Origin of the sequence: Dactylosporangium maewongense, assembly GCF_039531485.1 — a bacterium.
Taxonomy (GTDB): Bacteria; Actinomycetota; Actinomycetes; order Mycobacteriales; family Micromonosporaceae; genus Dactylosporangium; species Dactylosporangium maewongense.
In genome coordinates this window covers 255,242-278,884 of record NZ_BAAAQD010000001.1, presented here as the reverse complement: position 1 = coordinate 278,884, position 23,643 = coordinate 255,242, and the positions used below count along the sequence as shown (strand labels likewise).

Sequence of the window (23,643 nt, the reverse complement as noted above, 5' to 3'; positions counted from 1 at the left end):
ATGCCGAGGTCCACGAAGGACGGGATGCCGACGATGAACAGCGCCCCGAGCAGCGGCCCGCCCAGCAGGCCGATGCCGCCGACGACCGTGACGGCGACGACGTCCACGCTCGCGCTCGCCGGGAAGCTGTTGACGGTGAGCTGCGTCTGGCCGTGGCCGATGACGGCGCCGCCGAGCCCGGCGAGCGCGCCGGCGACCGCGTAGGCCTGGAGCTTGCGCAGCGGCGCGGAGACGGTCAGGGCCCGCGCGGCCTCCTCGTTGTCGCGCAGCGCGGTGAGCAGCCGCCCGAACGCGCCGCGGCGCAGGTTCGCCGTCAGCCAGATCCCGAGGCCGAGCATGAGCAGCGCGAAGAGGTAGTAGTCCTTGGCGACCTCGAGGGTGTAGCCGGCCCAGCGCGGCTTCGGGGTGCTGACGCCGGAGCCGAGCAGCCAGTCGCGGCGCAGCAGGTAGGCGCTGGTGGCGAGGGCGAACGCGAGGGTGGTGACCGCGAGCGCGAGCCCCCGCAGGCGCAGCGCGGGCACCCCGACGGCGGCCGCGGCGAGGGCGGCCGCGGCGCAGCCGGCGACGACGCCGACGAAGAAGTTGCCGGTGTCGGCGCCGACCCGCACGGACACGGCGCCGCCGATGCCGGCGAACGCGAACTGGCCGAGGGACAGCTCGCCCGCGACGCCGGTGACGACGAGGACCGACAGCGCCACGAGCGTGAACCCGGCGACGGTCGTCAGCGCCGACGCGGTCTGGTTGTCCACGAGGTACGCCAGGGCCGCGGCGACCAGGAACCCGGCGGCGGCGACGAGCCGGCCGAGGTGCCGCACCGGCCACGGACCGGTCAGGATCGCGGCGCCGGAGCGGGCCCAGCCGCCGTCGTCGGCGTCGCGGCGGCCGAGCCTCGGCTGGCGCAGCAGCGCGATGAGGACGGTCGCGCCGAGCACCACCTGGACGATGCCGGTGCCGGCGGACCCGGACAGCAGGATCTGTTCGAGGACGCCGATGCCCAGCGACGCCGCGAACGCGACCGGGATCGACGACAGCCGGGCGATGACGGCGCCGGCGAGGCCCTTCAGCAGCAGGTCGGGGCCGAGCGTGTCGATGGACTGGGCGCCCTGGGTGGGTGTGACGAGGATGGCGGAGAACGCCGCGATCCCGCCTGCGATCGCCCACGCGACGGTGGCCATCCGCGGCGCGGCGACGCCGTCGAGCAGCGCCGCGGACGGCTGGTCGGCGGCGGCGCGGATGGCGAGGCCGTGCCGGGACCGCTTCAGGAACAGGGCGAGCCCCGCGAGCAGGATCGGGGTGAGGATCAGCATGGCGGTGAACGCCGGCCCGACCGGGGTCCGCCCGACGGTGAACGACGGCAGGCCCGGCGGCCGGGGGAAGGTGGCGCCGCTGACGCCCTGCCGGTTCACCAGCAGCGACACGACGAGGATGAACTGCGAGAGCCCGAGGGTGGCGATCATGCCGATGACCCGGGACCGGTGCCGCAGCCGCCGGACCACGCCCGCCTCGACCCCGGCGGCGACGCCCGCGGCGACCACCATCGCGGCCGGGAACGCGACCCAGTACGGCATCCCTTCACCGGCGACGAGCCGGCCGAGCACCGCGGCGCCGAAGACGCCGATGGAGCCGTGCGCGAAGTTGACGAACCTGCTCGACCGGTAGGTCAGCACCAGGCCGACGGCGAGCAGCGCGTACGTGAGGCCGGTGAACAACCCCAGCAGGATGCGGTCAGGCCCGAAGTCGTACCCCCAGAGGCTCATGCATGACCGCCGAGCATGAGGGACTGCACGAGGTCGGGCCGGTCGGCGAGGTCGGCGGAGGTGTGTTCGGCGACGATCGTGCCCTTCTCCATGAAGTACGCGCGGTCCACGAGGGACAGCGCGACGTTGACGGACTGCTCCACCACGAGCAGCGCGGTGCCGAGCCGGTTCAGCCGGCGCACCATCTCCAGGAGACCGCCGACGACGACCGGGGCGAGGCCGAGGGAGAACTCGTCGATGAGCAGCACCCGGGGCCGCTGGATGAGCGTCTTGGCGAGCACGAGCATCTGCCGCTCGCCACCGGACAATGTGGACGCCGGCTGGTCGCGCCGCTCGTACAGGCGCGGGAAGACGGCGAAGGCGCCGTCGACCGCCTTGCGCAGGCGGCCGTCGCGGCGGCTGACCGTGTAGCCGTACATGCGGAGGTTCTCCTCCACCGTCAGCGACCCGAACGCCTGCTGACCGACCACCGTGGACAGTCCCAGCCGGACCCGGCGGGCGGCCGGCACGCCGGTGATGTCGCGCCCTTCCAGCAGCACCCGGCCGCCGGCGCCGGGGCGCTGCAGGCCGGCGAGGACCCGCACGAGCGTGGTCTTGCCGACGCCGTTCGGGCCGCAGACGCCGACCATCTCGCCGGCGGCGACGCGGACGTTCACGCCGTACAGCACCTGCACGGGCCCGTAGGAGGCGTCGACGGCGGCGCAGGACAGCGCGTCAGCGGGCCGCAAAGGGCACCTCCTCGCCCTGGTAGGCGAAGCAGCCGCAGCCGCCGTCGTAGGCGAGGGGCCGGTAGCCGTTCGCGGCCGAGAACCGGCCGGGGCCGAGCAGCCCGGCGAACCCGGTCGCGGGGCTGAACCCGGTGCCGAGCGCGCGGGTGGCCTTCGACCACGCGGCCGCGTTGAGGTCGGCGCCGAGGTCGCGGGCGCCGGCCTGCAGCAGCAGCGCCGCGTCGCAGTAGGGGAACGCGACGCGGGCGTTCTCGCGGGTCGCGAACTTCTGCCCGTCGGCCTCGTACACCTTCAGGCAGGCGCGTTCGGCGTCGGTGCCGGGGAACGGGTACGCGCTGTCGGGGACGTCCTGGCTCGGGTTGAAGCCGATGCCGACGGCGCCCTCGAGGCCCTCCTTCGGGATCGTCGCCGGGTTGTTCACCAGGAAGCTCGGGTTGTCGAAGCTGGACAGCGCGTAGCGGGCGGTGAAGCTCTGCGCGGCGGCGACCGTGAGGAAGAACGACGCCATCCGGGCGCCGCCGAGGAAGAACACGCGGTCGACCCCCTTGGCGCGGAAGTCGACGGCGGCCTGGTTGAGCCCGGCGTTCAGGGTGCCGAGGTCGGTGGTGTCGATCCACGCGACCGCCGGTGTGACGTTCAGCCGTTTCAGCTCCGGTACGGCGAGGCGCTCGTACGCGCTGCGGTTGGTGGGCGTGTCGGCGGCGACGACGCCGGCCTTGGTCTTGCCGGCGAAGTACTGCTGCTGTTCGAGGCTGCCGAGGAACGCCCGCACGAACTCGTCGTAGTCCGGGTAGCTGGCGGACCACAGGTACGGTGCGAGCTTCGTGAACGTGGTCTGGTCGTTGGCGACGAGGGTGGCGTCGAGCACGAGCGTGCGGCGAGACGCGTAGCAGGGGCGGGCGTTGCTCTGGAACTGGCCGGTGAGCACGACCGCGAACGCCTTGTCGTCCTGGGTGACCTGGTTGCACAGCCGCTCCTCGGCGGCCGGTGAGTCGTCGGCGGCCTCGTAGTTGCGGTAGACGGCGACCATCTTGCGCCCGGCCACGCCGCCGTTGGCGTTGACCCACGTCTCGAGGGCCTTGACCTGGCGGGCCGGGTCGCCGGCGTCCGCGGTCTTGAAGCCGGTGACGCTCGCGGTGGCCTTGAGGTCGACGCCGACGAACACGACCTTGACGCTGTCCGCGGTCACGCCCGGCCCGGCCCCGGTCACCGGCTGATCGCCGGTGGCGCCACCGCCGTCCAGTGCCCCCGGCATCACCGAGGAGCAGCCGGCGAACGCCACCACGGCGGCGACCGCGGCGGCGCCGGCGCGCAGCGCGAGGGACCAGTCGTGCACCCGCTCACGCACCCACATCAGGGCTCCTCTTCCGCCGGCCGGGCCGGCCCTTCCGGGATGGACGCTGCAGTGCGGCCCGCCAGTCGTCGGCGTCCGCGTGGCCGGCGAGGTAGGCGTCCAGCTCGCCGAGGTCGACGACGGCCGCGCTCCCGCCGGCCTCCGGCACGTCGGATGCCGGGCGGCCGCCCGCGAGGACGGTGTCGAGAGCCGCCAGGTCGACGATCGCGGTGCCGCCGTCGCCGTCCGGCTCGCCGATCAGCTCGCGCAGGGTCGCGGCGCTGATCTGGGCCCGGGCCTTGCGGCGGAGCCGGTTCGCGCCGGGGGCGTCGTCGAACACGAGCACCGCGCCGAGCGCGGGCACCCGTACCAGCGGCGGCAACAGCAACGGGTCGGCGCTCTGCGGCACGAGGGTGTCGCGGTGCCGCCGGGCCTTCAGGCGGCGGTGGACGCCGAGGACGATGAGCGCGACGCCGAACACGTTGAGCGCCAGCAGCCCCCACGGGTACGCGTCGTAGCCGACCGACGCGGCGCCCAGCCCGGCGATGTCGGCGCGGACCTGGTACCGGCCGAACGCCGCGAACGGGATCGTCACCGGCACCCGGTATTCGCGGGTCTCGCCGGGGCGGATCTCGCCGGAGCGCGGCGCCTCCGCCGGGTCGCCGCCGCCCTTGCCGACGCGGACGTTGAGCGGCAGCTCCCGCAGGCTCTGCGCGCCCGGGTTGCGGACCTCGTAGACGAGGGTGCGCTCCGCGCGGGCGCCGAACCACTCCGTCCACGACGGCCGGCCGGTGAGCCGGATCCGCACCACGTCGAGGCGGGCGATGGTGCTCGCCGCGGTCGGCGCCGGGCCGGTCGCGTGGCCGGGGATGTCGAGGGGCACGTCGACGTGCCCGCTGGCGCCGGTGCCGACGAGCGCGACGTGCACGACGCACGGGCACGGGCGGGGTGGGTCGCCGACACGGATGTCGACGCCGAACGTGCCGTCGGCCCGGGCCGGGGTCGCGACCGCCGCGCGCATGTCGCAGGCGCCGGAGCCGGTCATGGCGAGCTCGCCGCAGGTGACGAGCTGCAGCAGCTGCCCGGCGGGCCAGCCGGCGCCGGTGATCCGCAGCGTCGCGCCCGGTTTCGCCGACGGTGCGGCGGCGCTCGCGGTCATGCCGTCGGCGCGCGCCGGCGCGGCCGGCAGCACCGCCAGCAGCAGTCCACAGAGGACGGCGACGGCCCGCGCCGCCGCCGGCGGCACCGTCCGCGGCGGTCCACACAGGACGGCGACGGCCCGAGGCGCCGCCGGCCGCGGTCCACGGAGGACGGTGAGGGTCCGCCTCATCGCACCGTCACCGGTTCGGGCAGTCGCCTGCGGGGCTTGGCGGTCACCGCGGCGGCGCGGCGCCGGCGGTACCAGACGAGCAGCACCAGACCGGCGACGACGACCGCGAGGGTCGGCCACGACACGACCACCGTCGTGTCCTGCGACCGCGCGGAGACGCCGCCGTCGGCGGTCACGGTCACCGAGGTGGTGACGACGTCGAACGGCCACACGCCGCTGAACGTGCCACCGAGCCGGGTCCGCGCGCCGGGCAGCAGGTCGATCTGCGGCGCGCTGCCGTGCTGGGCGATGCGGTGGCCGAACAGCCCGGTGACGCGCACCTCCAGCTTCGGCGGCAGGTGCAGGTTGCCGGTGTTGACCACGTCGTACGTGTAGGAACCGTCGACGGTGGACGGCAGCCACGGGGTCCCGTGCTTCGTCGTCACGTGGTCGACCCGCAGGCCGGGGACGGTCGGCCCGCTGACGCGCAGGTACACGCGGGCGGCCACGGCGCGGCGGACGGTGACGTCGACGCCGTTCTGCTTCGTGGTCGCGCCCGGCTGCTCCTCCATGGCGACGACCCCGCCGACGTGGTCGCCGGGGGTCGCGTTGGTGGGCACGGTGATGACGAAGGGGACGTCCGCCTGCGACTTCGCCGGCACCGTCACGGTCGCGGCGCCGACCTGGGTCCAGGCGCCGATGTCGACTCCGGCGGCGTCCTGGGTACGCAGGCCGAACCCGCCGTCGCGGGGGGTGTTGTACGCGTCGGCGCCGTACAGGCGGAACGTGCGCGGCTGGTCGGCGAGGTTCGTCACCCGGACCGAGTCCTGCACGGAGGTGCCGGGCGGCGACTCGAGGAAGAAGTACAGGCGCGGCGCCGGGCCCGGCTGCGCGGGCGGCGTCGGGTTCACCGACCACTCACCGTTGTCCGCGGCGTGCGCGGGCGCGCCGACGAGGGCGACCGCGAGCACGACCGCGAGCACGCTTGTCAAGGAACGCAACGTCTGTCCTCCCGCTTGGAGGTGGGGGCCCGGCAGGACCCCCACCTCGGCTGCTAGCTCAGCGTGATCGTGAGCGTCGCGGTGTAGCTGCCGGCCAGCTGGTTGGCCGGGATCTGCAGGTCGAGCGCGGCGCCCGCGTCGAAGCCGCCACCCGTGCCGGCCGCGTCGGCCGGGGCCGAGCACAGGGTCGAGCCGTCGACCGCACCCGCGGAGCCCGCCGTCGCCGTCACCGCGTTGGTACTGCCGGCGGCGGCCACACACGTCGGGATCCAGGTGAGGTTCGCCTTCGCGATGCTGCCGCCCGGCGTACCGGTGAAGTCGGTGACCGCACCGACCAGGCTCCAGCCGAAGGTGCTGCCCCGGTAGTCCGTCACGGTGATCGGCGCGAGCGCGCCGGTGCCGTGCTGGACGGTGCCGTTGAGCGTGACGCCGCTCAACGTGACGTTGCCCGAGCCGGTGGTGCGGGACATCGCGAGGTTGCCCGCCGTGACCGTCTGGGACAGGTTGTAGGTGAGGTTGCAGGAGCCCGTGGTGGCCAGGCCGGCCTTCGCCACGCAGGAGTCGGCCGAGGCCGTCCAGGTGGCGACCGCGAACAGGGTGCCCGGCCCGGTGCCCGACGACGCGCCGATGTAGGCGGTGGTCGGGTCGTTCACCGTGAACGAGCCCGTGATCGCGCCGGTCGCGCTCGCCGTCGCCGTGACCGCCGCGTCGGCGGTGGGCGGCGGCGGGGGCGCCCCGGCCTTGTAGCCCCGGATGGAGACGGTGCTGCCCGGGTTCCAGTTGGTGCCGGTCACCGCGACCGCCGTGCCCGCGCCGCCACCACCGGGGGTGATGGAGATGGCCGGTGCGCCGAGGATCGTGATCGGCGTGGTGACGGTGTTGGTGCCGTCGGACACCGACAGCGTCCGCGCCCCGGTCGTGGCGCCGGCGGGGACGACGAGCGTCCCGGTGCCCGCACCCGTGGCGTCGGTGGTGCCGGCGCCGCTGCCTTCAGCGGTGCCACCGCCGCCCGCGTTCTTCAGCGACGCGCTCAGGGTCGCGCTTGGAGCCAGCCCGGTCACGGAGAAGTTGATGGTGTTTCCCGCCCGCGCAGCGCTCGTGACGCTCTGCCCGGTGACCGAGGTGATGCTGGTGCCGCCGCCGAACACGCTGTAGTTCTCGACGATCGTGCTCGCCGCCGGGGCGGCTTTGTGGTCCCGGTCGCCCGGGCCAGAGCAGTACGTCTTGGCGGTCGCGTTGTTGAACACGGCCTGCGTGACGGTGAGCGAGGCGGCCCCGGCCGTGCCGGCGACGTACGTGCCGGTCGCGGTGATGGAGCCGAGCGGCGCACCCGCGGCCGCCGGGGCGGTCGGGTAGGTGGCCATGTTGAGCGTGACGGTCCCCGACTGGGAGCCGCCGAGCGCCAACTTGATGACGACAGGCACGTCACCCGCGTTCAGCGGGACCGGACCGTTGTTCGGCCCGGCGACCGCCGTGAAGGTGACGGTGACGGTCTGCCCGGGCGACGGCGTGGCCGGCGTCTGGGTGAGCCCGAACGTGTCGTTCCACGTCGTCGGCGAGCTGCCCGTGCCGGCGTCGCTGAAGTACAGCCGACAGCCGAGCGAGTTCGCCGCAGGCCCGTACGCTCCGGCAGGCGCGCCGCCGAGCGCGATGGCAGCGGTGAGGCCCAGTGCCCCAGCCGCCACCACCTTGGAGGGATTCTTCATCGAATCGCCTGCTTCCTCTCTGGTGTTTGCTCCGGCGACTGCCCCACCGCCTTCAGTCCCCGTTTCGCAGAGTGGAACGATGTTTCATCGGTGGTAACGTAAATAAACGCAGCCCGAACCCTCGTTGTCAACCGTCCGGACAGCCGCTGTTCGCGTCCCACGATGCGGGACGACGGCACGGGGAGCGGCGCTTTTGGGATCGGCACCACCCACGCGACAGCGCGTCCGCATGGGCTCACGCAGGCGACCGGCAACTGCACCGCGACCCGGCGCCCTGGGATCCACCGGGCCTTGCGCTGGATGGCGGCGGTCCTCACGCAGGGTGCGGCATCACATCGTCGATGTCGATGCCCGCGGTCCAGCAGTGCGCCGACAGCACGGTGCTGCCGGAGGTACACCCCCGGCAGCACCGACTCGCACAACGACCGATGGTCAGACGTCCACCGGATCGCCAGTCGCTACGAACGCCCTCACGGCGACGAGAAGTCGCCGCAGGAAGCCTTGCAGATCGGACGCCACCAGGCGTGGCTGCTCGAAGCTGCTGGAATGGATTCCGTCCTCGACGAGGCCCGGCGGCAGATAGAAGATCTGACCGGTCTCCCGAGCCATGCTGTATTGCTGCCCACCCCCGGTTGATCCGAATGTGACAACGTGCCCGACTTCCGCTGGACGCACCAGCGTCGGCAGCGCCCAGTCACCAGGAACAGCGATCCTGGTGACTGGGTAGATCCGATACCCGTTCCCGAAGTCGATCAGGCAAACTTCGCCGATCTCTGCGTAGAAGTCCCGCAATGACGACGGAAGCGTCGCGCTGAACTCAGCATCGACCGTCGACGGTTCGGGCTCCGCGACGTAATTGCCGCCTTCGTCGAACGGGTAACCGAAGCGTTGTTCGAAGTCGGCGGACAACGCAGCGATTTCGCGTCGGACCGCCGCCTTCCACCCCGCAATGTCGTCCATGGCCGGCTACCCCCTCCAGAAGTGATGGCCGAATTCAACATCGATCGCCCAGGCAAACATCTCGATCGTGAATCTGGAGGCGTTGGGGGTGGTGCGCCGGAACTCGGTGAGTGGGCCATGGAGGACTACGACGAGGACGCGCCGCGGCAGGTCGTCGACGACTCCAACTACCAGCGCCCGCTGACTCTCACCGAGCCTCCCGGCACCGTCACCTGGTGCGACAGCCACGACGGTCGCGGGTCCCGGCCGTTTCGGGATCGCCGCACGCGGCGACGACGGTGCTGTCTGGGCTACCGGTCCGGGAGGCCGGCGAGGTGATCCAGCCAGCGCCGGACCGCCCGCAGGTCGGCCGGGCTGGACCTCGGGTCGTCGAGGATCCAGCCCGTGGCCTGCCGGGACCGCTGCATCCGCTGTACGTCGGGCACGAGGACCCCGCCGATGGACCTCTGCCACAGGTCGCCGCGCACGGCCACGTCGCCGTCACGCGACAGCATGACGAAGACCGGCCGGCCGCGGCCGAGGCCGAGGATGCCCGCCGAGCCTTCGCCGACGACATCCCAGTCGTCGGTCAGCGCCACCTCGGCCCACCAGCGCGTGCCGTAGGCGCTGTCCTCGCTCAGGTCGACGGCGACGAGGAACCGCCGGTCCTCGGGCGTGAAGAGGCCGTGGCCGCAGCACATCTCGTGCCAGGCGGCGTTGCCCCGCTCGACCAGGTCCGGCGCGTCGTCCGGGATCTCGAACCAGCGCCGGCCCGGAAACTCGGAGGCGTTCGTCGCCGCGGCGGCGACCGCGGGCGGGATGTAGGGGTGCCCAGGGTCGGCGACGGTGATGAACTCCAGGCCGGCACGACCGAACTCCGTGCTCAGGTCGCGCATCCCCATGCTCCGATCGTCGTCCTGCGCGGGACCGGCGTGGGATGCGGTCCGCGCACCCCACGCCGGTCAACCACCTTACGGAACGGACGTCACCACAGGTGCCGTCGCCCACGGATACTGATAGACCTTCGAATAGTCGTGCACGCCGTGCTGATCGAGGCCGACCCAGGCGAGCGCCCCGTCGGACCGGCGCCTGACCACCCGGAACTGGCTGCCGTCCCCGAGATCGTAGATCGGTTCACCGCCGAAACCACGCCCGAAGTGCCCCGCCGGCAGATTGTGCCCGCCGAAGTTGTCCCGGGTCTGGTTGGGGTTGCGGCGCTGCGGGTACGTCGGGTCGGTCATGATGCGCCGGACGATCTCATGGATGGCGGGCGGCACCTGGAAGTACGACCGGTTCTGCTTGAAGTGCCCCTTCCACTGGTCACTCCGGGCCTTGACGTTCTTCGGCGAGTAGGGGTCGTCGGCCGCGTAGTTGTCGTTGTCCTCGTCCTTGGGGCAGTTGTGCACGAGCACCGGGGACGCACCGGCGAGCACGTAGTACGTGTGCATCCGGGCGACGGTGAGGTCGTGCATGTACTTCGCGCCGGTCCACACCACGGACGCGCTGACCGTGGCCGTCGAGCCGTCGGGCGCGACCAGCAGATCGCCGGACGCCAGCTCCCCCGCGTGCTCCCACCGCTCGTGGGATTCGTTCCAGAACGGGTGGTTGGCGGTCGTCTGCAGGGTGGCCTTGCCGCCCTCGCCGTCCACCACGTCGAGGGTGGCGAACTCCGCGTCGAGGTTGCGGTGCAGCGCCTCGACGACCTGGGCGCGCGTCTCTCCGGTCTCCGGATCGGTCGCGAGGACCTCGTCGCCGACCTGGATGTCCTTGATGGCCTTGACGGTGCCGTCGGCCATCAGGACCCTGGTCTCCGGATCGAAGCTGTGCTTGCAGCTGTCGCCGTCGCCGCCCGAGTTCTGGTCGCCGGACTTGCCGTCCCCGCCGGAGTTGTTCCCGTCGCCACCGTCGCCGGTCTTGTCGCCGGACTTGGTGGTGTCACCGGAGTTGCCCGAGTCGCCGCTCGACGACCCGTCGCCGTCCGAACTGTTGCCGTTGCCGTTACCGTCGCGGTTGTGTGACGGTCCGGTGTCGATGCCGGGGATCTTGACGTTGAACTTCTCGGCGAGCTTCTTGGCGAGGGCGGCGCCGCGGGCGCTCAACCCCGCGCCGCCGGACAAGGCGGTGATCAGCATCTCGCCGGCGAGCTCGCCGATGGTCACGCCGCAGTCGTAGGCGGTGGCGTCGCCGCCGACGCACGAGGCGATCTGGTCGCAGATGCCGCTGATCGCGCAGGCCCAGCCCATGACGAAGTTGCCGGTCTTCTTCTCCCACTTCTTCGCCTCGCCCTTGAGGCCGTTCCACGCTCCCTTCGGGTCCCTGAGCATCTTGAGGATGCCGAAGAACGCTTCCCAGAACTTGAGGCTGTTCCAGAGGCCGCTCAGGAAGCCCTTGAAGAAGTCGCCGACGCCCTTCAGTCCGCTCGGGTCCGAGAGCGTGGTCGGGTTGTTGCTCGCGTACGCGTAGCCGTGCATCTGCTGCGGATCGTTGAAGTCGACGAGCGGGTCGAGGGAGATGAACCTGCCCGTGTTCGGGTCGTACTCGCGGGCACCGAGGTGGACCAGGCCGGTGGGGTCCGCAGTGCCGCCGACGAAGCCCTTCTTGTTCGGCCACGACACCGCCGCGCCACGGGCCTCGCCGTACGGGGTCTGGCGGCGGCGGGTCACGGTCTGGGCCGCGTCGCCGCTGATCGCGACATTGCCCGTGCCCTGCTGGTCGCCGCAGAGCCAGGCGATGCCGCTGCCGGTCCGCTGCCCCACGACCTGACCGTTGAACGAGTAGAAGCGGGTCGTCGTCAGCGTCGAGGCGCCGGTGAGCTTGATCTCCATGTTGCCGACGTAGAGCGTGGCGCCGGTGCTGTCCTTGGCGAGCAGCCGGTTGCCGGCGCCGTCGTAGACGTAGGACGTGGTGCCGGTCGGGTCGGTCACCGAGGTGAGGCGCCCCTCGGCGTCCCACTGCAGGTTCTGCTGCCCGTTCGGGCCGGGCCGCGACGTCGTGTTACCGGTCTTGTCGTACTCGTACGTCGAGGTCTTGAGGACCTGCCCGGTTGAGTTCTTGAGCGTGGAACCCTTCAACAGGTGCGGCTGCGTCCCGGCGACGCCCTGGTTGGGGTAGGTGTAGTCGGTGGTCTGCAGCCCGGTCGGGGTGAGGTGGTCGATCTCCTTCAGCCTGGAACCGGTGCGCCCTTTGGGGTCGGCGGCGGCGCCGAAGTCCCACTCCTGCCAGTACGGCGCCGGGCCACCCATCGTCGTCGACGCGGGCGAGGTCGAGCAGTCACCGCTCTGCGGCGTCCACGCCTGCTTCAACCGGCGGGCGTGGTCGTACTCGAAGCACTGCGTGTCCCGCTGGCCGTTGAGCGGGTTGTCGTCGATCTTGATCAGGTTGCCGGCGGGGTCGTACTTGTACTCCGCGTCCGCGACGTACGCGGAGCCGACCGACTTGAGGACCGCCTGCCGCTTCACCTGGTGCGTGACGTCGTCGTACTCGGTCTTGCTCTGCACGAACGGCGCACCCGTCAGCGCCGTCGAACGGATCACCGAGCTCGACTCGCCGAACTCCGTGTAGGTGGCGTCGGTGACGTAGTGGGTCACGTCGCCGTAGTTCGTGGTCAACGCCTTCGGCAGACCGTACGTGCTGTCGTACTCGTACGTCAGCGTCTCCCCGGCGAGGTTGCCGGCGGCCGGGAACGTGACGGTGTTCAGGTCGCCGTTGACCTTGTACGTGTTCCGCACGGCGAACGAGGTGCCGAGGACGCCCTCGCTCTGCGGAAGGGTGACCCTGGTCTGCGTCGGCCGGTACAGCGCGTCAGCGGTGACCAGCTCTGTCTTGTACTCGTTCGTGCCGACGAACCGGGACACCGACTTCGTCAGGCCCTTCGCCGGCAGGTCGTACACCGTCTGCACGCGCAGCGGCCCGGTCTCGCTGCCGTCACGGATCGAGGTGGGCCGGTCGAGGTCGTCGTAGGTGTACGCCAGAACCCGGTTCTCGGCGTCCTTCACCTGCACCAGCTGGTCCGAGGTGTTGTACGTGTACTCGGTGGCGCCCCGGTCCGGGTCCGTGGACTTCTTCGTGCGACCCAGCTCGTCGAACTCGTACGACCACACGTTGCCGGAGGCGTCGGTGATCTTCTCGACCTGCCCGGTCTTGTTGTAGCTGTAGGAGATCTCGTCGTAGGTGCCGGTCGGGGTGCCGCCGTGGTACTGCCGCAGCTTGGTCGTCTGCCCGCGGCTGTCGGTGAACGTGGCGCCGGCCGTCCCGCCGAGCGGCGGGGTGACCGTGGTGTAGTCGCCGTAGTACTTGGTGACCGTGCTCCACTTGTAGACGTTCTCCGAGTACAGCGCGGCCTCGATCGGCCGGCCCGCCGTGTCGAAGTCGATGCGGCTCTGCGCCGGCACGTCCAGGTCGGCGGGCTGGTGCAGGGTGAGCCCGGCCGTGCCGGTCGTGTCGTAGGCCGCGTTGCTCTTCCACACCCGGCCGAACGAGTCGTAGAAGTTGGTGTCGGCGATGATCCTGCCCCCACCGACCGCCTTCGCCTGCTTCTGGCGCGGTCGCAGCAGCCCGTCGTACAGCTCGAACAGCGACTGGTAGTTGCCGTTCGCGTCCTGGCTGAGGGTCTCGACCGCGTTCACCGAGGTCTTGCTGATCGTGTACCGGTATTCCACGCTCGGCGTGTTCAGGTTGCTGGCCTGGAGCCGGTCGGCGTTCCACACCTTGGTGCGGCGGCCGAGCGCGTCGTACTGCGCCGAGGTGACGCGGCTGTTGACGTCGGACTCGCTGAGCACCTCGCCGTGCGCCGGGTCGATGACGACCGTCGTGGTCCACAGCTTGGGGTTCGTGGTGGTCATCCCGACGAGCGGGCCGCCCGTCGCCGGCGAGTAGTCGGTCTTCGACAGCCGGCCGGCGATGTCGGTCGACTCCGTGGTGCGGCCGTGCGGGTCGTGCTTGTACGTGCCGACCGTCTGGAACTGGACGTTGCCGCCGTTCCAGGCGCTCATCCGCTCGATCTTCGTGACCAGACCCGTCGTCGGCGTCGCGCCGTAGGCCAGGTTGTCGTACGTGTACCGCAGGTCCGAGATCACCTGGTCCGCGGCGGACGGCCCGCCGGCGGTGCAGTCACCGGCCCAGGTCCGGACCCGCTTCGCCGAGCGCAGCACCCATACGTTCGGGTCGGTGTTGGGCAGGTACTCGTGCACCGTGCACTTGTCGTCGTCTGGGTCCGCCGGGTCGCCGAGATCCTTGATCTTCAGCGGGACGCCCTGCTGGTCGTTCTCGGTGACCGTCTCGAAGCGGCGCCACTGCCCGCCGCTGATCAGCGCGCGGGTCGCGGTCTTCTCGCTGCCCGTATAGCGGGACTCGGTGACAACGCCGTTGATCGTCCGGCTCGCGGCGGGGGTCGTCGACCGCCACGGGGTCGTCACCGTGCCGGCGTTGACCGCCCCGTCCAGATAGACGAGCTGCTCACGAACCATGCCCGCGAACTGCTCGTAGTCCGGGAACGGACCACCCTCCAGGCCGGTGACGTTCACCGTTCTGGTGCCGGAGGCGGTCTTGTCGCCGTGCATGCCGCGGAAGTACTGCGCCCGCAGCACCTGCTGCTTCGGGCCTTCCCCGAACTTCGTCTTGACGTACGGATACCCGCGCCATTGACCCCACGTCTTGTACTTGGCCTGGACGAGGCCGTCCTCACCGTCCCAGTGCCACAGGGGCAGGTTCTCGGGGTTCTCGTACTCGTAGAACGTCTTGGTGGCGCTGCCACCGGCAGTCAGGTCGATCTGCTGCACCGAGTCGACCACGTACTTGTGGAAGTAGTCGGTACGCGGCTGGGTGTACCCCTGCGGGACCCACTTCACCGGGTAGCAGCGCAGGGTGTTGCTGTCCAGGGCATTCGAATTCGGCAGCCGGACGGGGTTGGTGCAGTCCGGGTCGCTGTAGTCGACGGCGATCTCCGCACCCGCCTCGGTGCGGATGGACGTGATGCGCCACCAGTTCATCGCCGGCGCGAAGTCCGACCACACCGCGTCGACGCGGTTCGGCAGCTGGATGCCCTCGAACGTGACCTCGGGCAGCGTGATGGTGGCGCCGTTCAGCCCCTTGTGGGTGATGCCTTCCAGCCACAGACCGGCTCGGGTGCCGTCACCGGGGTCCGGGAACGACTGCCGCAGGTTCCACTGGTCGACGTCCTGGTATCCGCTGCCCTTCCGCACCTTCGTGGTGACGCTCGTGAGCCGCTTGCTGCTCCAGAACGTCGGCGCCGACTGCCAGCACGTCCCGCTCGAGGCGCAGTTCTGGTCCCACGGCGTGTCCGGCCAGTTCGTCTTGTCCTTGGTGCCACAGTTCGCCGTCACGCACCGGTCCGACACACCGAAGTGCACCTGCGCCGGCGCGGCTGTCCCCGTGTACGCCGAATCGGTCCGCACACCGTTGACGACGGTGCGGTTGTCGGTGCCGTAGTCGATCCGGACGGGGTAGGCGTCGCGGTGGTAGACGACCGGCGAGTTCTCCTGCTTGTTCTTCGCGTAGTAGTTCGTGTCCCGCGCGTACCACAGCGATGCGGTGTTGCCGTAGATGTCCTCGATGTAGTCGAGGTTCCACCGGTACGCCTGGGTGCAGAACGACGCCGCGAACGTGGATGCCTTGCACGGCTCCGTCGCGTGGTTGCCCGCGACCGGCACCGCCTGCACCGAGTTCGTCTCCGCCTTGTTCGCCGTCCAACCCGGCAACCGGTTCCGACCGAAGAAGTACTTCGTCCCGTCCGCCGCGGTGACCTTCCAGTACTCACCGTTGTCGTCACCGTTGGTGTTGGCCCCGCCGATCACCTTCTCGATCCGCGACCCGTCGTCCTGGACCGGGTGCCACAGACCGCTGCCGTCCTTCAGCAGCTCACCGCCGCCGCCGTTGAGCGACATCACCGCGTTGTCGGTGGCCCAGCACATGTCTCCGGTGTCTTCGGTGTTGTTCGCCTTGCTGCCCTTGTCGTCGGCCTTGTCATCCGCGCAGCCGACGTACCGGCGCTCGATGAAGCCCGTGTCGTAGGAGAAGCCCTCACCGATCCAGCCCGGCTGGTTGTTCGAGGCCGCCTGCCGGCCGTCCACCGACTGCGACGAGTAGCTCAGACCCACCGTCGGCCCGGGACCACCCACCGCCGGGGGCACCCGCATCGGGTACGACCACGAGAAGCCACCGGCCGAGCCACCCTGCGACCACGTCGACGACGGGGCAAGGGTTGTCGCACCGAAGTCACCAGCTCCGCCGGACGGCCCCGCGGCGAGAGCCACCATGACGTTGCCCGACGTCAGCTTCGACGCCGCCGCGGTCGTCACCGGCGCCGGCAGCGTCACCTCACCGGTCACCGTCTTGGTCTTCACGTTGTTGTCCGACTTCACCGGCACCGCCCGGCACGCCGCGTCCTCGGGGCGGGTCTGGTGGCACTCCGGGATGACCAGGAGCCGCAGCCGGCTCGACCAGTCCGCACCGAACGCCGACTCGAACGCGCCGTAGCTGGCCTCCAGCTTCACGACGCCGGTGCTCGCGGCCGCGTCGGTCCGCGCGACCCGGAACATCACGCCCTGCACACCCGCCGCGCGGACCTCGTCCTGCGACAGCGTCTGCACCCGGACCTGCTCAGGCCCCTTCGCGCCGGCCACCACCCGCAGCGGCGCACCAGGCACCGACACCGACGTCTCCGCCGGCGACGCGCTACCGGACGCCCGCAGCTGTGACCGCGCCGCGGCGATGTTCACGTCCGCGGTCGCGGCCGCCGGCCACTGCACCGAGCCGACCGTCGCGCGACGCGCCGCCGCCGACGCGGTGCCCGGCTGCGGCTGCTTCACCGCCACCGTGCCACCCGGCACATCCTTGAACCGCTGCGCCGCCTCAGGCTTCGTCACCTTCGGCGCCGCCTGCACCGGCGGCACCACCAGACAGTTGGCGGCGAGCGCCAGGATCGCCGACGCGGCGACCGTACGCGTCACGCGGCCGAACAGCCGGCGGGACCGGCCTGGCAGCAATGGCAGGCCGGGCGGCCCGAAGACACCGGTCAAGGACACAATTCCTCCGCAGCAATGCGTAAGTGGCCACCGTCGAGACACGACGGCAGCCGAACATCGTCAAGAAACAGAAGATGAAGAAGAAGGATCCAGCCGGCCTACGCCGGTACGCCGACCATCTGCGGAATCATGTCGGCCACTGCCTTCTGCGCAGCGCGCAGCCACCACTGAACATGTAAAGCCTCCCCGTTAGGCCCATGCAGTCGCACCGGGATCGATACCCGAGCAGCCTGCAATTTAGGGGTCGCATTCACCGAAGTCAAGGCATCATGAGGCGTTCATGACGGCACTCACCGCCAATCCGGACATACCTCCGACGGCGTGCCGACATCGCGCGCATCGATTGACACGGCCACTGGCCTCCCCCTAGGTTTCGCTCACTTTCACTTCGCGGGGGCTAACAGTGATCAGACCTCATCCTGCCGTGCGTCGACACGGCTCCTCCAAACTCGCCATGGTGGCGTCGCTCGCGGTCGCCTCGGTCGGCACCGCGGTCGCGCTCACGGTCGGTGCGCCGGCCGGCGCCGAACCGGCGCCCGCACCGACGGGTCAACCGGCCACGAACCAGCAGGCGTCCGAGAACACCGCGATCAGGCAGGCGGTCGAGAGCGGCCGCACCATCGAGGTGGCGAACTCCCGGTCCGAGATGGCCCGCACGATGGCCACGCCGCGCGGCACGCTGGTGCGGGAGAGCTACTCCGTGCCGCACTGGACCAAGAAGGACGGCGCCTGGCGGGAGATCGACCTGTCGCTGCGCAAGGACGGCGCCACGCTCGCACCCGTCGCCTCGGTGGCCGACGTACGGTTCTCCGCCGGCGGCACCGAACCCCTCGTCACCCTCAACGGTGCGGGCGGCGCGCTCAAGCTGACCTGGCCGTCGAAGCTGCCGGCGCCTCGCATCGAGGGCGACACGGCGGTGTACGAGTCGGTGCTGCCGGACATCGACCTCCAGGTGCAGTCCACAGTGGAGGGCTTCGGCTACTCGCTGATCGTCAAGACCAGGCAGGCCGCGGCGAACCCGGCCCTCGCCAAGCTCAAGTTCGGCCTCACCAGCACCGGCTGGACGCTGCGCAACAAGCCGGGCGGCGGCTACGAGACCCGCGACAGCACCGGCAAGACCACCGCGTCGGCCGGGCCGGCGCTCATGTGGGACTCCGCCGGCGTGCCCAGCGCGCAGCGGTCCCTCGCGGCGGCGCGTACCGCGGGCAAGAACTCCGTGCTGCGGCACGTGCCCGACGACTCCCGCAAGGCCGACCTCCCCACCACGGTGGAGGACGGCTCGCTCGTCATCGTCCCCGACGCCGCGATGCTCGCCGACCCGAACGTCGCATACCCCGTGGTCATCGACCCGTGGACCGGCGTCGGCCGCGCCCGCTGGGGCTACACCGACTCCACCAACGCCAACCGCGACGACGGCATCGTCCGCGTCGGGCAGAACACCGACGGGTCCGGCACCTTCCGGTCGTTCTTCGCGTTCGACCTGACGTGGCTGCCGGGCAAGCAGATCCGCAACGCCAAGTTCGTCACGATGATGACGCACTCGTGGGCGTGCACCGCGACGCCGGTCAGCCTGTACCGCACCGGCGACCTCACCGGATCCGGTAGGCAGGCCTGGTCGGGCCCGGCCCTGAACCTGTTCGTCGAGACGAAGTCGGGCAACGCCCACAAGCCCTCGACCGGCGCCGGCTGCGCCAACGACCCTCAGCCCAACATGTACATGGAGTTCTCCAACCAGACCCTGGTGAACGACGTCATCAACTTCGGGCAGGGCCGGGGCAGCTACACCCTGGGCCTGTCCGCCCGCGACAGCGACGGCACCGACGAGACGGCCAGCAACCGCTGGAAGAAGTTCGACCAGGCGCAGACCGCCATGTCGGTCGAGTACAACAGCCTGCCGAACACCCCGGTCGCCTCGGCTCTGACCACGCACACCGACTTCACCGCCGCGGGGCAGGCCTGCGTCACCGGCACCGGCCGGCCGATCGTGCGGTCCACCGCGCCGTGGCTCAAGGCCAACATCTCCGACCCCGACGGCGACCAGAGCGGCCAGCTGTCCGCGTCGTTCGCCCTTGAGCAGTGGAACGGCACCACCTGGACCGCCATCAGCGGCTGGCCCAAGACCGACACCGGGGTCCCGTCGGGCACCCTCGCCGACATGGCCGTCCCGGCCGGCACGCTGACCGGGTCGATGGCCCGCTGGCAGGTGCGGGTCAGCGACGGCCTCGGCGGCAACTCCAACTGGTCGCCGTGGTGCGAGTTCTCCATCGACACCACCCCGCCGGGCGTCAAACCGACCGTGGCGGCATTCGACGGCCTGTACGTGGAGACGCCGCCCAACGACGTCCACCGCGGCTCGGTCGGCCGCAGCGGCCAGTTCACGTTCGGCACCAACGGCGAGACCGACATCGCCGACTACGAGTACCAGCTCGACGGCGACGCCAAGACCTACGTCGCCGCCTCCGCCACTGACGGCACGGCGACCGTCTGGGTCACCCCGACCCACGTCGGCGAGAACGTGCTGACCGTCCGCTCCCGCGACGCGGCCCAGAACGCGTCGCCGCCCAAGGACTACCGGTTCCTCGTCAACTCCCACTCCGACCCCAAGACCTGGAAGCTCGACGAGGGCACCGGCACCACGCTCGCCACCAGCCCGGCCGGCGGCCCGACGGCCACCGTCACCGGCGGCGCGACCTGGACCGACGGGCGGATCCTCGGCACCCACGCCGTCAACGGCAAGGACAGCGCCCTGCACTTCGACGGCGTCGACGACATCGCCGTCGCACCCGGCCCGATCATCAACACGACGAGGAGCTTCGGCGCGGCCGCGTGGGTCCGGCTCACCGGCGGCACCTCGAACGCGCGCACCGTGCTGTGCGTGGAGGGCGGGATGACCTGCGGCATCGCCATCCAGTACCTGCCGGCGCCGACGAACCGGTGGGCGCTGACCGTGTACTCCACCGACCTCGTCGACGCGGCCCCCCGCTACGCCACCGCACCCACCGCACCGGTCTTCGGCCAGTGGACGCATGTCGCGGTGTCGTGGGACGTGGGCATGAAGATGATGAAGCTCTACGTCAACGGCGTCGTCGCCGGCCAGCTCAGCCGCCCGTCCAACTGGAACGCCGTCGGCGTGCTGGACATCGGCGGCGGCAAGTACGCCGGCGTGCGCCAGCCGAGCTTCGAGGGCGACATCGGCGACGTTCGGGTCTACGACCGGGCGATCGACCCGTTCGTCGACATCAAGCCGGCGGTCACCCCCGTCGTCACCGGCGAGTGGGCGATGGAGGACTACGACGAGGACGCGCCCCGGCAGGTCGTCGACGACTCCAACTTCCAGCGCCCCCTGACCCTCACCGAGCCTCCCGGCACCGTCACCTGGTGCGACAGCCACGCCAGCACCGGCCTCTGCTTCGACGGCCTGTCCGGCGCCGCCACCGCACCCGCCGTTGTACGCACCGACCAGTCGTACACGGTCTCCGGCTGGGCCCGGATCACCGACACCAGCGTGTCCCGCACCGTCTTCTCCCAGCAGGGCACCCGCGGTGCCGGATTCACCGTCCGGTACGACAAGACCGTCAACCGCTGGTCGTTCGTGGCGGCGGGCAGCGACGCCGACGCACCCGCGATCTACAAGGTGAACTCGACCGCCGCGCCGGTGCTCAACACCTTCACGTTCCTGGAGGCCGTCTACGACGCGCCGGCCGGGAAGATCCGGTTCTACGTCAACGATCAACTGCAGGGCGAGACGTACTACACGGCGAACTGGAACGCCGCCGGCACGTTCAACGTCGGCCGGACCCTCCAGGCCGGCGCGGCCGCCGAGTTCTTCGCCGGCGACGTCGACGAGGTCCGGGTGCACACCGGCGCCATGCACTCCACCAACGGCGCCGTGCCGAACAACACGCTGATGATGTTCCGCTCGGGCGTCACCGGCAAGTGCATGGACAACCCGTTCGGCGCCAGCACCGATGGCAACCGCATCCAGTCGTTCGGCTGCAACGGTGGCTCCGACTCGCAGCTGTGGACGATGCCCGGCGACGGCACCATCCGCATCGCGGGCAAGTGCCTCGACGTCAACAACGCCGGCACGACACCGGGCACGTACGTGCACCTGTGGACGTGCCACGGCCTGGCCGCGCAGCAGTGGGAGGTCGGCCCGTTCAACTCGCTGCGCAACCCCAACTCGGGGCTGTGCCTGGACGTCCCGAACTCCAGCACCGCCAACGAGACCAAGCTGCAGGTGTGGACGTGCAACGGCGGCGCCGCCCAGAGCTGGACGCCGCAGTGGACCGGCATCGGCGTGATCCGCTCCGGGGTGCCCGGCAAGTGCGTCGACAACTACCAGGGCACGGGGGCCAACGGCAACCTGATCAGCTCCTGGGACTGCAACGGTGGCGCGCACTCGCAGATCTGGGCCGTCATGGGAGACGGCACCATCCGGATCAGGGGCATGTGCCTGGACATCATCGGCTACGGCACCGCCGCCGGCTCGAAGATCCACCTCTACACCTGCAACATGACGGCCAACCAGATCTGGGAGCTCGGCCCCAACAACTCCATCCGCAACCCGGTCTCGGGCCGCTGCCTGGACCTGCCGAACCAGAACACGGCCAACGGGACCCAGCTGTGGATCTGGGACTGCAACGGAGGCCGCGCCCAGGAGTGGTTCGTCTCGTGACCTCCTGACGCCTGCCCTACAGCAAGAACCAGGAGTGGCTGGTGCCGTAACCCACCTCACCATCGCGACGGGGACCCGCAACCGCGGGTCCCCGTCGCCGTACTACAGGGCGATGCCCCGCTTGCGGTAGGCGATCACGTCGAGGAAGTCGATGAAGTGACTTCCTGCAGATCATGGATGAGCTCCGACACGGCGACTGGGTCGATCGCGCCGAAGCCGGGGACGAGCTTGCCGTCGGCGTGGGTGGGCAGCCACACGTTGCCGAGGGTCTGCTGCTGTTCGGCGGTGACGTCGCCGATGAACATGCCGGGGTCGAGGTCGATCGAGGCGACGAGGCCGCCGGGCAGGTCACGCTCCAGCGTGCACAGCATGCCGCCGTCGCCGACCTCGCCCATCCGCCAGCCGCGGCGCACCAGCCCGAGGAGCCGTCCGACGTGGACGGTGCGGCCGTCCTGCCGGTCGAGGCTGTGGGCGGTGCGCTCGTCGTCGGTCAGCACGTGGACGTCGCGACCCAGCTGCGCGAACGGCTGCAGGACCTCGTAGTCGGCGAACACCTCCGCCCACGCCGCCAACCGGTCGCCGAGCCGGAGCGGGTGCGCGAGCCACACCGTTGCGGTCGCGGTGACGACGATCGGCTCGTCTTCCAAGTCGGCGTACGTGCGGTCCTCGGCCACCCGGAAGCACGCCTCGCCGCCGTCGGGGCCCTCGGACGTCACCCAGAGCAGCCGGCGCGCGACGTGCCACAGCAGCGGATGTCCCACCAGGTACCGGTGGAACTCCGCACTGCTCCACCGGCGCTGGTCGGCCATGGCGCGCTCGAGGCGGCGGATCTGGTCGGCCGCCACGGTCCGCACGTCCTTCTTCAACCCGAGGAACCGCTGGTACGCGGCGGGCGCGGCGACCGGGTCGTCCTTCACTCCGGGCCTGGGCAGCGCGGCGCGGCGGGTACCGGCGGCGTCGGTGACAAAGGGCATGAGGCGCTCGTCGAAGCCGACGACGAACCGACGCGGCCCGTAGTCGAGGCTGAGGCTGCCGTCGGTGTCGAGACCGAGGTCGGGCACGAGGCGGTCCGCGAGCTGCTCCAGGGTGAGACCGGTGTCCCGGGCCAGGGTCTCCAGCCGCTCCTTGGCGAGCCGGCGGGTGCTGTGCTTGGAGGCTTTGTCGGCGACACCCTGGATATGCATGAGCGCCACGTCGGTGCCGATCGCGGTGAGCACGTCGAGGCCGCGTGCGGCCCGGGTGTGGTCGCCGTGACCGGGCCAGGAGCGGATCAGCGGACTGAGCCTGCGGGCCGTCTCGTCGTCGCCGATGAGGCCCTGCATGTCGAGCGCCCATCGGCCGACCGACGGACAGTTGGCGTCGACCCAGCGCAGCAGGAGGGCCCGGCCGAAGGCGGCCAGCGAGACGGGGTCGCAGACGTCCTTCACGATCTCCAGACCCGCATACGGCAGGGCGGGCTGGGACAGCGAGAGCATGGTGACCACGTGCCGCGCCGACTCGACCGGCAGGGTCCGCACGCCGTCCCGCAGCCGGATCGTCGGCAGCGTCGGCACGCCGACCCAGCGCGGGATCTTCGGCAACGTCGAGGGAAGCAGCTCGAGCGGGTCCGTGTCGAGCATCGCCCGGATCGCGGCGCCGGCCGCCGAACCGTAGTTGTCGGCGGCGGTGAGCACCAGATCCCGGTGACCGTCCGTGGCGAGCGCCAGCAGTGCGTGCCCGGCGAGTTCGCGGCGCGGGCCGGGCTCCTCCAGGGCCGGCGGCACGAGATCGCGGGCGGCGGCGGCCGGGTGGCGGGACAGCCACTGCCGCGCGAGGTCGCGGGTCCACGCCGACCGGGACTTCACCCGCAGTTCCATCATCAGGTCAGCCAGCTCCGGGCCGGTGAACGGCAGCAGCCGCAGCGTCGTCTCGGTGACCATCTCCCGCGACAACGCGACGAGGTCCGGCACGGCGTGCAGCGCGTCGGCTCCCGGCGTGCCGTCGGACGCCAGCGGCGCGGAGCGGGTCAGTCCGGGCACCACGACCGGCTCGCGGCGGCGGGACCACGGCGGGGTGACGAGCACATCCGGCAGCCCGTCGTGCCCAGTGGTCGCCGGGTCGGTCGGCGGCGGCAGGTCCGTCGTGGTCACGCAGTCACCTCACGCAGGTCA

At 71.0% G+C, this 23,643-nt stretch carries 10 protein-coding genes and 1 pseudogene; 1 reads left to right on the top strand and 10 read right to left on the bottom strand.

Translation table 11 applies throughout. The features are described from left to right. Positions 1–17: 17 nt before the first annotated feature. The 9 genes and pseudogenes from ABD332_RS59990 to ABD332_RS01205 all read right to left on the bottom strand — a co-directional run. Positions 18–1,757: pseudogene (locus ABD332_RS59990) on the bottom strand (ABC transporter permease subunit); the annotation flags it as partial. Beyond that, positions 1,754–2,485, bottom strand: coding sequence for an ABC transporter ATP-binding protein (locus tag ABD332_RS01240; protein ID WP_344498546.1), 732 nt, complete (start codon positions 2,483–2,485; stop codon positions 1,754–1,756). The gene ABD332_RS01240 and the pseudogene ABD332_RS59990, both read right to left, overlap by 4 nt. Next, positions 2,472–3,839 (bottom strand): type 1 periplasmic-binding domain-containing protein, encoded by a 1,368-nt coding sequence (locus ABD332_RS01235; protein ID WP_344498544.1) that lies wholly within the window; start codon positions 3,837–3,839, stop codon positions 2,472–2,474. The genes ABD332_RS01240 and ABD332_RS01235 overlap by 14 nt, the downstream gene beginning before the upstream one ends. After that, positions 3,826–5,148: a hypothetical protein gene (locus ABD332_RS01230; RefSeq protein WP_344498542.1), complete on the bottom strand. Its 1,323-nt coding sequence runs from the start codon at positions 5,146–5,148 to the stop codon at positions 3,826–3,828. The genes ABD332_RS01235 and ABD332_RS01230 overlap by 14 nt, the downstream gene beginning before the upstream one ends. Continuing rightward, entirely contained in the window at positions 5,145–6,119 is a 975-nt protein-coding gene (locus ABD332_RS01225) for a hypothetical protein (RefSeq protein WP_486303836.1), read from the bottom strand. The genes ABD332_RS01230 and ABD332_RS01225 overlap by 4 nt, the downstream gene beginning before the upstream one ends. Positions 6,120–6,181: 62 nt before the next feature. Beyond that, on the bottom strand, positions 6,182–7,834 hold the full coding sequence (locus ABD332_RS01220; RefSeq protein ID WP_344498540.1) for a hypothetical protein: 1,653 nt from the start codon (positions 7,832–7,834) through the stop codon (positions 6,182–6,184). A gap of 432 nt (positions 7,835–8,266) precedes the next feature. Beyond that, on the bottom strand, positions 8,267–8,794 hold the full coding sequence (locus ABD332_RS01215; RefSeq protein WP_344498538.1) for an SMI1/KNR4 family protein: 528 nt from the start codon (positions 8,792–8,794) through the stop codon (positions 8,267–8,269). A 290-nt stretch (positions 8,795–9,084) separates the two neighbouring features. After that, positions 9,085–9,675 carry a hypothetical protein gene (locus tag ABD332_RS01210; protein WP_344498536.1) on the bottom strand — a complete coding sequence of 197 codons (591 nt, stop codon included), beginning with the start codon at positions 9,673–9,675 and terminating at the stop codon, positions 9,085–9,087. A gap of 69 nt (positions 9,676–9,744) precedes the next feature. After that, positions 9,745–16,815: a polymorphic toxin-type HINT domain-containing protein gene (locus tag ABD332_RS01205; protein ID WP_344498534.1), complete on the bottom strand. Its 7,071-nt coding sequence runs from the start codon at positions 16,813–16,815 to the stop codon at positions 9,745–9,747. A gap of 424 nt (positions 16,816–17,239) precedes the next feature. On the opposite strand from ABD332_RS01205, the gene ABD332_RS01200 reads away from it, so the two are divergent. After that, the gene (locus tag ABD332_RS01200; RefSeq protein WP_344498531.1) at positions 17,240–21,493 is read left to right on the top strand and encodes a ricin-type beta-trefoil lectin domain protein; all 4,254 of its coding nucleotides are present in this window, start codon (positions 17,240–17,242) and stop codon (positions 21,491–21,493) included. Between the two features lie 134 nt (positions 21,494–21,627). On the opposite strand, the gene ABD332_RS01195 is transcribed toward ABD332_RS01200, so the two are convergent. Then, complete coding sequence (locus tag ABD332_RS01195) at positions 21,628–23,622, bottom strand: DUF4132 domain-containing protein (protein ID WP_344498529.1); 1,995 nt, start codon at positions 23,620–23,622, stop codon at positions 21,628–21,630. Positions 23,623–23,643 lie beyond the last annotated feature (21 nt).